The 13,786-nt window shown below is 67.8% G+C and carries 8 protein-coding genes and 1 tRNA gene; 1 reads left to right on the top strand and 8 read right to left on the bottom strand.

Annotated features, from left to right (window positions below; all coding sequences use genetic code 11):
• Positions 1 to 141 precede the first annotated feature (141 nt).
• Positions 142 to 229 (top strand) — tRNA-Leu (locus GYH26_RS03430).
• Between the two features lie 34 nt (positions 230 to 263).
• Here the strand turns inward: GYH26_RS03430 and GYH26_RS03425 are convergent.
• The 8 genes from GYH26_RS03425 to GYH26_RS03390 form a co-directional block, all read right to left on the bottom strand.
• Positions 264 to 3,062, bottom strand: coding sequence for a HEAT repeat domain-containing protein (locus tag GYH26_RS03425; protein ID WP_014067724.1), 2,799 nt, complete (start codon positions 3,060 to 3,062; stop codon positions 264 to 266).
• 3 nt (positions 3,063 to 3,065) lie between these two features.
• The gene (locus GYH26_RS03420; RefSeq protein ID WP_161540499.1) at positions 3,066 to 3,545 is read right to left on the bottom strand and encodes a hypothetical protein; all 480 of its coding nucleotides are present in this window, start codon (positions 3,543 to 3,545) and stop codon (positions 3,066 to 3,068) included.
• Positions 3,546 to 3,548: 3 nt separating this feature from the next.
• Complete coding sequence (locus tag GYH26_RS03415) at positions 3,549 to 3,755, bottom strand: FlgD immunoglobulin-like domain containing protein (RefSeq protein ID WP_161540498.1); 207 nt, start codon at positions 3,753 to 3,755, stop codon at positions 3,549 to 3,551.
• A gap of 210 nt (positions 3,756 to 3,965) precedes the next feature.
• Entirely contained in the window at positions 3,966 to 5,213 is a 1,248-nt protein-coding gene (locus tag GYH26_RS03410; RefSeq protein WP_161540497.1) for a hypothetical protein, read from the bottom strand.
• 314 nt (positions 5,214 to 5,527) lie between these two features.
• Positions 5,528 to 5,962 (bottom strand): large-conductance mechanosensitive channel protein MscL, encoded by a 435-nt coding sequence (gene mscL, locus GYH26_RS03405; RefSeq protein WP_161540496.1) that lies wholly within the window; start codon positions 5,960 to 5,962, stop codon positions 5,528 to 5,530.
• 129 nt (positions 5,963 to 6,091) lie between these two features.
• On the bottom strand, positions 6,092 to 9,349 hold the full coding sequence (locus GYH26_RS03400; RefSeq protein WP_161540495.1) for an efflux RND transporter permease subunit: 3,258 nt from the start codon (positions 9,347 to 9,349) through the stop codon (positions 6,092 to 6,094).
• Complete coding sequence (locus tag GYH26_RS03395; RefSeq protein ID WP_161540494.1) at positions 9,346 to 12,411, bottom strand: efflux RND transporter permease subunit; 3,066 nt, start codon at positions 12,409 to 12,411, stop codon at positions 9,346 to 9,348. The genes GYH26_RS03400 and GYH26_RS03395 overlap by 4 nt, the downstream gene beginning before the upstream one ends.
• A gap of 14 nt (positions 12,412 to 12,425) precedes the next feature.
• Positions 12,426 to 13,703 (bottom strand): efflux RND transporter periplasmic adaptor subunit, encoded by a 1,278-nt coding sequence (locus GYH26_RS03390; RefSeq protein WP_161540493.1) that lies wholly within the window; start codon positions 13,701 to 13,703, stop codon positions 12,426 to 12,428.
• Positions 13,704 to 13,786 lie beyond the last annotated feature (83 nt).

Here is a 13,786-nt window from a genome sequence, read left to right as displayed (position 1 = left end):
TGTAGTCAACCGGGCGTTTCGGCGGCCACTGCTTTACTTCGCGCCCCCTACATGCCCGGACCCTACCGCTCCGTTTCGTCCCCTTCGGTTGCATTTTCGCGAAACCGAAAGCACGGCCGCGGGGTTCACTGAAGCGCAATTGCCCGGGTGGCGGAACTGGTAGACGCACGTGACTCAAAATCACGTGGCCCCCGCGGCCGTGTGGGTTCGAGTCCCACCCCGGGCACCAGCACCCTGTTTTTTGAAGTAAGTAAACCCTATCTCTACGGGCACCGGGGCACGATACCCCGACTGAACAGGCTCCCCACAGCCTCCGCCACGGCACGGCACTCGACGGGATCGGCAAGATGTCGGAGCAGGAGCTGTGGAATGCGGGTCTGAAACGTGGCCTTCTTCAAAGCAGGATCATTGCCCAGGTCCCAGAGGCCCAGCAATTCTACCAGCGGCGCCAGGCGTGGATCGCGGGTGCCAGGCACAAGGCGCGCCAGCGTGGCCTCGATCCAGGGCAGGTCTTCATCGGACGGTTTGGGCAGATGCGGACCGCCCGTGTTGCCAGTGGCTGCCCGAAGCTTCCCGAGTTCTTCCTGGCGTCGGAGATACCGTGCAACGCGCCGGAGCGTCTCCGGCTCATCCCAGCGCTCCTCGACGAGCCGCCGCACGCCGGCAAATCCCCACCGTCCGAACAATGCCAGCGTCATTTCGCCCCCTTCTTCCTCGCGGAGCGCCTGCATCAGAAGCCGCCAGACGTTCTCCCGGAGATCCGCCGGAATCTCCAGCGTCTGGTGGATGAGCCAGAGTCGGTGTTCCAGCGATAGATTTGGATCCTCGAGCGCCCGGCGAATCAGCCAGGGATCGAGCATTTCCCGGGGGACAAGGTGCCCGATGAGCACGAGCGGCAGTGGATCTTCCTCGGCCCGGACAAAAAATTCGATCATCCGCTGCAGGGCTTCAAGACCAAACTTCGGCGGCATGGAGGCCCAGTCCTTGAGTGGCCGAGAGGCCAGCCGCTCCAGCAGCGCCCGGACTACAATCGAATCGGCTGGCGGTCCTTCGGCCAGGGCTTTGCGCCAGCGTGCCGGACCCTTCCGCTCCAGAACGATGGCCAGCAGGCGATCCACCGATCCGGGCTCCCGGCGCAGGGCATGCAGGTAAGCACGCTCAAGACCGCGCACGACGTTTTCGTCCGGATCTCCTTCGCGTAGCCGCACCTCCAGACGGTCCACCAGTTCCGGCGTCCAGCCGCGGGCCAGGCCCAGGGCCATGGCGGAAAAGTGCCGCACGTACTCGCTGGCGTCCTGTGTGGCCTCCAGGAGGGCGACCGTGGTGGCAACTTCCCGGGCGGGTACGGTGGCAAAGTAGCCCGCCACGGCGCGGCGCACCTCTGGCTCGGGATCGCCAAGCAGCGGCCGGAGCTCGCCTTCCACTACCTTCGGCCAGGAGCCCGGCTGTGCACGAGTCAGCAGGTCAATGGCGCGGCGCCGCACCGGCCCACTGGAATCCTCCCGGACGATGCGTGCCAGGGCAAGGGCCAGCGAATCCGTGAGCTTCGGCCGGAAGCCGCTCAGGAACGTCTGGAACTGATTTTCTTCGTCCATGCGAAGCGCCGCGAGCAATGCCGGGCGGGTGGTTTCGTCGCCGAGCCAGAGGAGGGCCCGGAGTGCCTCGCGTCGAACCGCAAGGTCCTCGTCCTTCAGGGCTTCCTGTACACGAGGCAGAAGGTCCGGTCGTTGTGCAAGCGATGTGGCCAGCATTCGTCCGTGTCCGGTGTTCCCCGTTCGTGCCAGCTCGTCTTCCTCGGGTGCCAGGGCCAGTCCCAGCACGAAAGCCGCCTCCCGCCGGAGGGCCACATTCGGAGAGGCCAGGGCCTCGAAAACCGGCTCCCAGCGTCCGGCGCGGGCCAGCAGGCGCACATGCCAGGGCGCCGGGTTCGCCCGGTAGGCGGCTTCAATCTCCTCAGCAATTTCGCCGGCCTGTTCAAAAAGTGTACTCCAGCGGTCCCACTCGCAGGGCCGGGGGTTCCGGATCGGCGCATTCCAGTCTCGCCGGTCTTCCTCCACCATCCGAAAAAGCCGCCTCAGGCCCTCGAGACCGGCCGCCGCCAGCAGACGCACGGCTTCCTCGCAATTTTCCCGGATGGCCCACGCCTCCAGCAGCGGCAGCATTTCCGGCGTCGGGAGTGGCAGGGGCTCTTCCCGATACCACCAGGTACGCACCAGCCGGAACACGGCATGCCGAAGCTCCGGCTCAGCGAGAAGTGCCACGACCTGCCGCTTCTGCTCCAGCGTCAGGCGGCGATTTTCCAGCGTTTCCAGAAACACTTCGCGCTGTCGCTGGGGGTTTATCCACCGGGCTTGTTCTGGCGGCAGGGGCGGCGGATTGAGCGCAAAGGCGATGAGATGTTGCGTCCCTGCGGCCGTGGTATCCAGCGCCAGAATGCGGGGCAGGTACCATACGTGCGGTCCACGGTAGCGGCGCAGGCGCTCGACAAAGGCGGGGGGCAGACCATCGGGCAGGTGCGTTTCGGTGGAAAGCGCCATCCGCTCGGCCAGCAGGGACATGACAACTTCAAAGTCTTCCTCGGGCCACGTGGCGGCCGAGGCCAGCACGGCCGGCAGCGCCTGCAGAAAGACTTCCTGCAGATTTTGTCCGTAGAGGATTTCCCAGCCCAGGGACAGAACACCGAGGGCAAAACGCCGGCGCTCCGGATCTTTCCCCTGCAGCCAGCCCAGCGGCCCGTGCACGAACAGCGTCTCCGCCAGGCTCGGCTCCATGGCCGCCAGAGCCGGCGCGATCATGCCGTAGATTTCCTGCAGTTGAAAGCGCACCGCGGACGGCGCCGCCGGATCCTCCCAGAATCGCCGGGTCAGCCGGGCGATGCGTGCTTCCTCGCCGAACAGCTCACCCTCTTTCAGGGCCCGGGCAAGCTGCTCCAGCAGGGGATGCGCCTCGGCGGGCGTGCGGGCGGTTTCCAGCTTCCGAAGTAGCTGCTCGCTACGCGACACCGGTTGTGCCCGGGCAGTAATCACAAGCAATAACGTCAACGCCAGAAGCCATCGGCACATGATCTATGGTCGGGTCCATGCACGAACGATCTGAAGCCGCGTACGCAGGAGCGCCAGAAATCCCCAGTCGCCCTGAATGCGCTCGTAAAATGACGAGTGCAGCGGCAGGCCCAGTCCCAGATGTCCCCATCCGCTGCCGGGCCGCCGCACGCCCACGTTGGGAAACAGCATCACCCCGGTAAAATCCAGATCCGGTGCCGCACGGGCCACGCCGGGATAGACGACCAGCCCGAGCGCGTAGCGGTTGTTTTCAAACGGCTCCCAGAAGCCCTCGCTCCCCAGGTACAGGCCGCCGAACAGATCCCAGCCGATCCGGACCTGCACACCGTATAGGCCCTGCTGGTACTCGAAAAACCCGGTCAGTCCAAAGGGGAATATCTGTCCCTCCAGCGCGACACCCACGCGCCAGACCTGTCCGAAGGCCGGCGGGGTTGCCGACAGGATCAGCAGCCCGGCCACGACCGGTGTCAGCCCGCGTCGCATCGGCTATCGAAGCATGGTGATCGTTCGGCTCTGTACCCCGTTGCCGGTTTCTAAACGCAACAGGTACACCCCGGCCGGAAGCCGCGCGCCCGCATCGCTCCGTCCATCCCAGACCACCTCGTGCACGCCCGGCACCAGCGGCCCCTCCAGCAGCGTCCGCCCCGAACGCCCCAGCAGGTCATAGACCACCAGCCGCACGCAGTCCGGCATCTGAACCCTGCGCGGTTTTTGCTCCGCCAACGACGACTGAGCCATCAGCCGACACGCCTCGCGCCCAGCTCTCATTGCCTCCCAGCGTCCCCAGCCATACCAGTTGCTGGGCTGCGGCGGTACCGACGCCAGGCAGCGTCACCAGGAATGCCAGCGCAATGTGCACGCGCTTCATGGCCGCCTCCGCTCATTGTTTAACAACCACTCGACTCACCGCCTCCGCCCCAGCCGGAGCGACATGATGCCTTCGTAGCGGCCGGTTGCCACTTCGTAGTAAATGCTCTCATACCCGCCGTTGTCCGCCACGATGCTCAGCAGGTGCTGCGGGTTGCCGATGCCCTGCCCGGCCAGCCAGGCGGCAAAGGCAAGAGCACACTGATTGGCTAAAAGCCGACGCTCCCGCTCGGTGCGTCCGTCGCCCCCATCGCCCACGATAAGCAATCCGCCGCCGTGCTGCCGCACCACCTCCAGCTCGCGCTTCAGGCGCTGCACCAGGTCGTTCCACGCCTGCCCACTGGCGCGCACCCGCACTTCATCCGGGGCAAAGGGATTGGCCGGAAGATCGATTACCACCAGCGTGGCCTCCTGCCAGCCGTAGCGCCGTTTTAGCGCGTCCAGCGCTGCGCTCGTGCTGACGGTCTGGCTCTGCGCGGCCAGGAGCTGCGGCAGGCCCTCCTGCGCTCCGGGCAGCGCCCAGTAGAGGAAGACGCCGCCGGTGGCACGTCCCACAGGGCGGCTGTAGCCGGCGATGCGGAGGCCGTCCACGAGCGCCGGGCGGTCCTTATAAGGCAGTTCGTGTCCGCTCCCTGCATCAAAGATGAATCCGATGGCTACCAGCGGCGCTTCGGGACGGAAGGGCGTGAGGGCGACCCGCATGCCGTCCACGAAGAGCTGTAGCTGCCCACCGCGGACCTGCAGCGCCACCTGGCGCGGCTGATTCGGCGTGAACTTGTAGGAGCCGGGCGAGACCACATCCTGATAGCGGCGCTGCGTCGGATCGTACACCCGGAGATGCACGAAATCGTGGTCCGGATGGTAGCCCCGACCTACGATCAGGTAAACCTGTGAGGGGCCATCAGGACCCATCCGCTCCCGCTCCAGATCACGCGCCGTGTAGAGAAACAGCTTGAGATGGGCTCCCGCCTGTGCGGAAAGGTAGGTGGTAAACTCCACGGAAAAATCCTGCGGGAACGGAAGCGGCCGCAGCATGCGGGTGTCCCGCTCCAGCGGACGGAACCAGCGCTTATCCAGAAACTCCGCCACCTCGTAGCTTCCCCGGACGATTTCCCAGCCTTCCACCTGGCCGCCGATGGGCGTGCCCGAAAGGTCTTCCTGGTAGAGCACGTGGTCGCCGGGCTCGAGCTGTGCCGTTTCGGCACCGCCGCGAATCTGGGCATAGCCGTACCCGGCCAGCAGCCATCCAAGCAGCAGCAGGCAGACGAGGCGATCGTGTTTCATGGCTCCCTTCAGGTTTCAGGGTACCCGTGGGCGAAAAACTCGATTGCCGATCCAGCTCAATCGTGATTCCAACCACAATGCCGATCTGCATCGCGCGACAATCAGAGGACGCTCGACAACGCCGGAGCCATCCACCCGAATGCGGGATAGCCGACTCAGAAACAACGTGCAAACCCACCCTGCGCCGGCCATGCATTGCATGCTGCATGGTCCGTACCCGATCTGTCCAGCCTCCGAGGGGCCGATTGTCAACCGACCGCGCCGGGGAATGAAGGGAATTACGTAATATTACGCAAAAACTGAGTTTGACGCAACTATGAGCGCTGCGCTTTCAGCAGGTCCCGGATTTCCATCAGCAGTTGCTCCTGCGGCGAGGGCTTCGGCGGCGCAGGCGGTGCTTCCTCCTGCTTGCGCTGCAGCTGATTGATCCCCTTCACCACCAGAAACACGCTGAAGGCCACGATCAGAAAGTTCACCACGCTGTTCAGAAACACACCAATGTTAAGGGTAACCGCACCCACCTCGCGCGCGGCTTCCAGCGTGGGATAGGGGCCGGGGATCGTCCCCTCGCGCAACACGATGAACAGATCCGAAAAATCCACACCACCCACCAGCAATCCGATCGGCGGCATCAGCACGTCGTTGACCAGCGATTGGACCACGGCGCCGAAGGCCAGCCCGATGATGATGCCGATCGCCATGTCGATCACGTTGCCGCGCAGGGCGAATGCCTTGAATTCTTTCCACATGACCGGCCTCGAACAGATGGTTTCGGGGGAGGTGACCGACTCAAACCTGCACGATCGGTCGTGCCGGTGCATGGGCGAAATGGCCTTTTTTCCCTGCGTTTCCGGCGCATTCGGCTATGCGCCGTTTTTTCAACCCCTGCGTCGGCTGATCAGGGCGACGGTGGCCAGGGGCGCCAGCAGCGTCGCAGCGAGCAATCCGCCGATGACGGTCACGGCCAGTCCCAGCCAGAAGCCCTCTTCGTCCGGAAAGATCAGCAGCGGCAGCAGGGCTACCACGGACGACAGCGTGGTGGTCCACATGGGACGCAACCGCTCGCGCACGGCCAGACGGATCAGCTGCGCGGGCCGCCCGTGCGGCCGCTGCGCCTGAAGCTGGCGGTAACGGTCGAGCAGCAGCAGGCTGTCGTTGACGGCCACGCCGGCCAGCAGCACCAGTCCGATGAACGCGCCTTCGGCGAAGTTCGCCCCGCTCCAGAGGAAGCCAACCGCCACGCCCAGGGCGGCCATGGGCAGGCTCAGCAGCATGACGAAAGGCAGCCGCCACGACTCGAACACCATGGCTGCAATCAGAAATACCAGCGCGATCGTGATGGGCAGCATCCAGCCGGCCGTGCGTTTGAGTTCGCGTTCGCCGAAGATGGCGTAGGTGGGATACTGCAGGCGGTAGCCCGGCGGCAGCGGCATCGATTCGACCACCTGGCGGATGACGCGGTCGCCCAGCCGCCACGGTCCCCGGAAATCCACGCTGATGTAGCGCCGGTACTGCTGGTCGAAGCGTTCGATGGCCGAGGGTGTGGGCACGATCTCCGGTGGCGCCAGCGCGGCCAGTTGCACCTGTACGCTGTCGGTCACGGGCAGCGGCTGCGTGATCAGCCGCGCCACGTCGATCTGCTCGGCGCCGGCCACTTCGATCCGCACGGGCAGATAGGGTTCGTCGGCCACAGGCGCCCGGAAGAACGGAAAGCGCGTGTTGAAGACGGGCCGCAGGGCGGCGGCCAGGTCGCCGGCGGTCAGTCCGGTGCGCAGTTGCGCTTCGGGCGTCCAGCGAAATTGCAGCACTTCGCGGGCGTCGGGTCGGCCGTAGCGGTCCACGTTGTAGTTGACGGCCGCCACGCGGGGCGTGGTCGCCTTCAGCCGTTGCGCCAGCCGCTCGCAGAGCGCTTCCAGATCCTCGTAGCTGGGTCCATAGGCGGCGATCCGAAATTCGGAAATACTCACGCCGCTGCCGCTGTAGTAGCCCTGCTCGAGCAGGCCACTCACGGATAGATAGCGGAGCCCGGCCAGTTGAACGGCCTGCTGGATGAGCCGCTCGCGCACCAGGTAGGGTTCGATGGTACGCAGCGAGGCTTCCGTAAAGCGCACCTGCAGGTAGGCCACCTGCTCGGTGATCTGGGCCACGGTACGGGCCACCGACGGTGAAGCCAACGCCACGGCCTCGAAGCGCCGCATCAGCGTGTCGGCTCGTCCGACGGGCGTGCCCGGTGGGAAGGCCATGTAGACGTACACCTCGGGGCGGACCTCGAAGTGCCAGCGCCTACCGAAGGTGGTTTTCTGGAAGAAAGGCAGCAGCACGCCGCCCAGCAACGGCTCCACAAGCCGGCGCACTTCCTGCACGCGCTCGTGCCCCAGCGTGGCGTTGTACAGCCGGGCCAGCCGCGCTTGTGCCAGGTGCCAGGTTTCGTTTTCGATGGTCTCCTGCTCGTCTTCGTCCGGAAGCTTCCATTCGTCGGGCAGCACCCAGAGCGGAATGCCCACGGCCAGAAACAGCACGAGCAGCGTCAGACGCGGCCAGCGGGCGGCCAGCCGATAGGGCAGCGCGATCAGCCGGCGCAGGCGGCGACGCTGGCGCACCGGCACGGGCGGCGGCGTGGGCAGAAAACGGCCCAGCACGGGTACGATCAGCACGGCGCTGAGCAGCGAAGCGCCCAGCGTGAAGGCCACCAGCACGCCAAAGGGCAGAAACAGCGTGCGCAGCTCGCCGCTCAGGTACACGAGCGGCAATGCCACGACCATGGTGGTGAGCGTGCCGCCCAGCAGCGGTAGCCAGACGGTCTGCAACGCCCGACGCGTCGCTTCGGCATCGAGCGCCAGTCCCTGGAGCCTCCGGGCACGCAGCCGTCGCCGTTGGACCAGGAGCTGCTCGACCACGACCACGCTGTTGTCCACCAGCAGCCCGGCCACCAGCGCCATGCCCGCCAGTGTGATCAGATTCAGCGTCAGCCCCAGCGGCCGGAACAGCAGCAGCGCCACGGCTACCGCCACGCCCACACTGAAGAGTACGGCCACGCAGGCCCGCACGCTCTGCAGCAATGCCAGCAGCACCAGCACGAGCAGCGCAAAGCCCAGCCCGCCCCGGAGCATCAGGTCCCGCAGTTGTTTGCGCACATCCTCGCTGCGATCCAGCACCACCAGCAGCCGCACGCCTTCGGGCAGCTCGGCGCGCAGCCGTTCGACGGCTGAATGCACGGCCTCGGCCACCGTCAGCAGGTGGCTGCCCGGCTTCCGGTCGATCGACAGCGTCACCACCGGCTGGCCGTCCACGCGGCTGATCGAGCGGGCCGGGGCCGGTCCCAGTCGCACACGGGCCACATCGCGCAGGCGGACCGGCGCGGCGTCGGGTCCGGCTTGATGCAAGACCAGGTTACGAATGGCGTCCAGATCGGTCTCGGGAGGCGTAAAAAGCAGCCAGGAGCTCCGGCCGGTCTGCCAGCGGCCATAGCTCCGGTCGCGCAGGGCATCGAACAGCTGTTGCTGCACGCGGGCCGGCGCCAGCCCGTAGGCTTCCAGCCGATCCGGATCCAGCGTAATGCGCAGTTCCCGCTCGCGCCCGCCGGCCACATGCACGAACGCCACGCCGGGCACGCTCCGCAGGCGCGGGGCCACCAGCTCGTCGGCCAGCCGGCGCAGCGCTTCGGGTTCGAGGGGTCCCACGAGCTGCAGCGTCAGAAAGCCCTGCTGCTCACGGAGCTGCTCGGGCACGGCCCGCGTGAGCTGCGGCACGACGCGATCGGGCAACACGCCACGCAGCCGCGCCAGCTCCTCACGCACCTGCGCCACGTAGGGTCCCAGCGGGACGTCCGGGGCCACCTGCAGGATGACGGTCGCGCGCCCTTCTTCCGAAAGGCTCTCGACGTGCACCGTGCCGGGCACGCGCTGCACGGCCCGCTCGATGGGTGCCGTCACGTACTGCTCGACCTGCCGGGGGGCTGCCCCCGGCCAGGAGGCAGCAAGGTGCACTTCGGCCAGCTCCACCCGCGGCACCCACTCGATGGGGATCTGCTGCCCCACCCACAGCCCGGCCAGCAGCAGCGCCGTCGCCCACGACAGGATCGCCACGGGACGGCGTAACCACCCGGTCCATCCGCCGGTTGTCGAGGGTGCATTCATAGCGTTCGTCGCTCGCTTCCGGCCACGAGCACGTAGAGCACGGGCACCACGATCAGCGTCAGGAGCGTGGCGCTGGTAAGCCCGCCGATGATCGTGATCGCCAGCGGTTGCTGCAATGCCGCCCCGGCCCCCAGTCCGAGTGCCAGCGGCAGCAACCCCAGCACGGTCGTGACCGTGGTCATCAGAATCGGACGCAGTCGGTCGCGGCCGGCCGCCTCGATCGCCTCAAGCAGCGGCATGCCCTCGGCCCGACGCCGGTTGATGAAGTCCACCTTGATGATCGCATCGTTCACCACGATCCCGACAAGCACCACCAGCCCGGTCAGGCTCATCAGATTGACGGACTGTCCGGTAAGTGCCAGCGTCAGCGTAACACCGATCGTAGCCAGCGGCACGGTGAAAAGAATGATGAACGGCTGGCGGAGACTCTCGAACTGCGCCGCCAGGATCAGAAACACCAGCAGCAGGCTCAGCAGCAGACTCCAGGCGGCGCCGCGTAGCCCTTCCCGAAACGCATCGGTAGCCCCGCCGATCGTGCCGCGCACGCCCGGAGGAAGTGCCTCCAGGGCCCGCGTCAGCGCCGCGCGGGCTGCGGCCAGATCGGCCCCCGGTGCCACATCGGCCAGCAGCCGCACGACGGGCGCCTGTCCCGCCCGCAGCAACGAGGCCGGCAGCGAAACCGGCCGGGCTTCGACGAACAGGCCGATCGGCTTGAGTCCCTGCGCCGTGGGGATCTCCGTCTGCAGCAGACGCTGCAGCGCCTGCGCTTCGGGCAGGCGAAGCCGGATGGGAATGGCCTCGTTGACGGTCTGCAGCGCCGTCGCCTCCAGTCCGCGAGCGGCCGCCGCCAGCCAGTCGGCCAGCTGCCGCGCATCTACGCCGAAGCGGGCCATCACATCGCGCCGGAAATGCAGCGCATAGCCCGGCACCTCTTCGGCAAAGGCCCGCCGCACGTTGACCAGCGCCGGCTCTCGGCGCAATTGCGGCAATATCTGATCGGCCGCTGCCTCGGCCTCGGTGCGCAGATCCGCCTGCAGGTCCAGCCACAGGTCGGCCTCACCCCGGGCCAGCAGGGCTTCCAGTTGCGTACGCTCGGGCAGAATCTCGACGGTCAGCGCCGGGGGCATCGGCATCCGGCGGAGCTGCTCGGCGACCGTTTCCGAGCGAACCTTTTCATCAAGCAGGAGCGTCAGCGTGCCCTCGTAGGGCGGACGCGGATCCAGGTCGAGCCGTGCTTCGTCGCGCTCGCCCAGATCGGCCAGCACGTGCTGCACGGTGGGCAGCCGGAGTGCTTCGGCTTCGATCTGTTCCGCCCAGCGGCTGAGCTGCGGCAGGTCCGTGCCGGGCGGGGCGCTCAGATGGACCGTCAGCCGCTTCAGATCGGCGTGCGGCATCACCTGCCGGGGCAGGTGCCAGGCAAGCACGGCCGTCCCGGCCAGCGCGCCAAGCGTCAGCAACACGACCAGCCCACGCCGACGAAGTGCACGCCGGAGCAGCGCCTCGTAGTGGACGAGCAGCCAGCGCGTACCGAACGGCTCCAGGCGGCCCGGTCGGCGGTCGCGCGCGGCCAGGACGGGCACCACGGTCAGCGCCACCAGCAGCGAGGCCAGTAGCGAAAAGACTACGGCCAGCGCCTGATCCCGGAAGAGCCGCCCGGCCAGTCCCTCGACGAACGCCAGCGGCCCGAAAACTGCAATGGTCGTCAGCGTGCTGGCCGTGATGGCCGCAGCGACCTCGACGGTCCCCTCCCGGGCGGCGTCCAGCGGGGCATAGCCCTGCTCCCGCAGCCGGGCGATGTTTTCGGTGACCACGATCGCGTTGTCCACGAGCATCCCCACGCCCAGCGCCAGCCCGCTCAGCGAGAGCAGGTTCAGCGTGATGTCGGCCACCTCGAACGCAATCAGCGTGAGCGCCAGCGACAGCGGTACGGCCACCGCCACGGCCAGCAGCACGCGCGGCCGGCGCAGGAACACCAGCAGCACGACGAGCGCCAGCACGCCGCCCAGCAGCACGGCCTGCTGCACTCCGGCGATGGCCTGCCGGATGAACAGGCTCTCGTCCACGACCACGTCGAGCCGAACGCCCGGCACCTCGGCTTCCAGCTCGCGCAGCGTGCGGCGCACCTGGCGGGCGGCGACGACCGTGTTGGCGTCGGCGGCCCGCTCCACCAGCAGGAGCAGCGCTTCTTCGCCGTCGAAGCGCACCAGTCCGCGACGCTCGGCCACGCCCGGCCGCACCTCGGCCACGTCGGCCAGCCGCAGCGGGGTGCGTCCCGCATAGCCCACGATCGTTTCGGCCACGTCGGCCGGCTCCGTAAAGGCCCCGCTGACCTCGACGGCGTAGCGGAAGGGTCCGCGACGGATCAGTCCACCCGGCAGCGTGACGTTGGCCGCCCGCAGGCGCTGCTCAATCTGCGCCACGGTGAGCCCGTACCGAATCAGTCGCTCCGGGTCGAGCCGCACCTCGACCTCGGGCTCGTAGCCGCCGGTGACGCGCACGCGGGCCACGCCCTCGAGCTGCTCCAGTCGGCGCGCGACCACATCGCGGGCCAGTCGCTTGAGCGCGACCAGATCCTGAAAGCTTTCTCCGGCGGCCGCGCGTCGGACCGTATCGCGCGGCAGGGCCTGGCGAAGCGCCAGCAGCATGATGGGTCGGTCGCTCGGGTCGAGCCGGAGCACTACCGGACGCTCGGCCTCGTCGGGCAGCGCGTCGCCGAGCTGGTCGAGCTGCTCCCGGACGTTCAGCAGCGCCAGGTTCAGATCCGTGTTCCACCCGAAGCGAAGCACGACCAGGCTGCCGCCCAGCAGGCTGCGGCCCGTCACCGCCACGACCCCTTCCACGCCGGCCACCGCCGCCTCCACGCGTTCGGTCACGGCCCGCTCCACGCGTTCGGGCGGCACGTCGGGATAGGCCGTCCAGACCGCCAGCGCCGGATAGCGCAGATCGGGCAGCAGCGCCACCGGCAGCCGCACGTAGGCGATCACCGCCAGTCCGACGGCAAGCAGGCTCCAGGCCGTGACGGCCACCGGACGCCGCAGGCACCAGCCAACCAGCGCGCGCATGGATCCTGACCGTTTCAGTCGTTCACCTCGAAGGTCGGATGCACGGCCGTCACCTCGACGGGCGCATCGTGCGCCAGCGCATGATGGCCGCTGACGGCCACCGTGTCGCCCGGCGCCACACCATCGAGCAGCACCACGTGATCCCCCGAGCGCGGCCCGGTCGTCACGTAGGTCCACTGCGCCCGCCCGTTGCGAATCACAAAGACCAGATCGCGTCCCTGGCGCACGAGCACGGCCTCGGCCGGCACGACCAGCCGGTCGGGCAGCGTGCGCGTCTCCAGCGCCACGTAGGCGAACATGCCGGCCAGCAGGCGTCCTTCCGGATTCGGCACGGCCACGGTCACGCGTCCGGCCCCGGTCTTCGGGTCGATGCGGGGATTAACCGTGTGCACGACGCCCGCCACCACCGTATCGCCAAGCGCCGGGAGCCGCACCCAGGCCGAAGCGCCCGGACGGATATGCACCAGATCGGCCTCCAGCACATCGACTTCCACCTTCATGCGGCGGTCGTCCAGGAGCCGCATCAGCACCTGGCCGGGACTCACATGCCGACCGACCTCTACCTGCAGGTCGGCCACGCGCCCGGCAAACGGCGCCCGGATGCGCGTGCGGTTGAGCTGGAGCCGGGCCCGTGCCACGCGCTGTTCGGCCTCGGCCAGACCGGTCACCACGCGACGCACGGCCTCGCGCTGCGCGCCGGAGAGCAACAGCAACGCCTCATAGCGCTGCCGCGCCTCGTCCAGCGCCGCCTCGTCGATCTCCCCGCGCGCATAGGCCTCCTGGGCGGCCTGCCAGGCCCGTCGGGCTTCGGCCAGGCGCGTCGAGTCGATCCCGGCCGCCCCGCTCTGGCTGAGCTGGACGGCATACTCGCTGCGGGCCTTCAGCAGGGCCGCCTCGGCCTCGGCCAGCGCCAGCCGCGCCTCCTCATCATCGAGCACCACAAGCACCTGTCCGGCCCGTACCCGATCTCCCTCTTCCACGCGGCGTTCCACGACGCGCCCACTGAGCTCGGCGCTGATTTCGGTCTGGCGCCAGGGCGCCAGCGTACCGGTCGCCTCGGCCCGCAGCGGGAAGTCCACCGGCTGCACCACCACGGCCTCGACGGCCACCGGCGGCGCTGTGGCCTGCACGTCCTCGGGACGCGTGGTTTCCTCGCGGCCGGTAAGCACCGGCCAGAACGCATAGAGCAGCAAACCGCCGACGGCCAGCACGAGCACCAGCGCCGCCACGTGCCAGCTCCGGACGCGCCGCCCGGCCGTCCTCTCTCTCGTCTCAGAAAGGCCCCGGTTCATGAGCAACGAAGTGCAAGAGGATTACCGCCTGTTCTTCAGAATTTAAAACAAAACAGCCGCATAGCTGAAACGACCAGTTCCGT

The organism is Rhodothermus marinus (genome assembly GCF_009936275.1).
Classification (GTDB): domain Bacteria; phylum Bacteroidota; class Rhodothermia; order Rhodothermales; family Rhodothermaceae; genus Rhodothermus; species Rhodothermus marinus_A.
This window is presented reverse-complemented; position numbering and strand designations above follow the sequence as displayed.

What these genes read in the sequence shown, in the direction of transcription:
- GYH26_RS03395 (WP_161540494.1), bottom strand. Translation starts at nt 12,411, where the DNA reads ATGCGCGCGCTGGTTGGCTGGTGCCTGCGGCGTCCGGTGGCCGTCACG.
- GYH26_RS03415 (WP_161540498.1), bottom strand. Translation starts at nt 3,755, where the DNA reads ATGCCGGACTGCGTGCGGCTGGTGGTCTATGACCTGCTGGGGCGTTCG.
- GYH26_RS03410 (WP_161540497.1), bottom strand. Translation starts at nt 5,213, where the DNA reads ATGAAACACGATCGCCTCGTCTGCCTGCTGCTGCTTGGATGGCTGCTG.
- GYH26_RS03425 (WP_014067724.1), bottom strand. Translation starts at nt 3,062, where the DNA reads ATGTGCCGATGGCTTCTGGCGTTGACGTTATTGCTTGTGATTACTGCC.
- GYH26_RS03420 (WP_161540499.1), bottom strand. Translation starts at nt 3,545, where the DNA reads ATGCGACGCGGGCTGACACCGGTCGTGGCCGGGCTGCTGATCCTGTCG.
- GYH26_RS03400 (WP_161540495.1), bottom strand. Translation starts at nt 9,349, where the DNA reads ATGAATGCACCCTCGACAACCGGCGGATGGACCGGGTGGTTACGCCGT.
- GYH26_RS03390 (WP_161540493.1), bottom strand. Translation starts at nt 13,703, where the DNA reads ATGAACCGGGGCCTTTCTGAGACGAGAGAGAGGACGGCCGGGCGGCGC.
- mscL (WP_161540496.1), bottom strand. Translation starts at nt 5,962, where the DNA reads ATGTGGAAAGAATTCAAGGCATTCGCCCTGCGCGGCAACGTGATCGAC.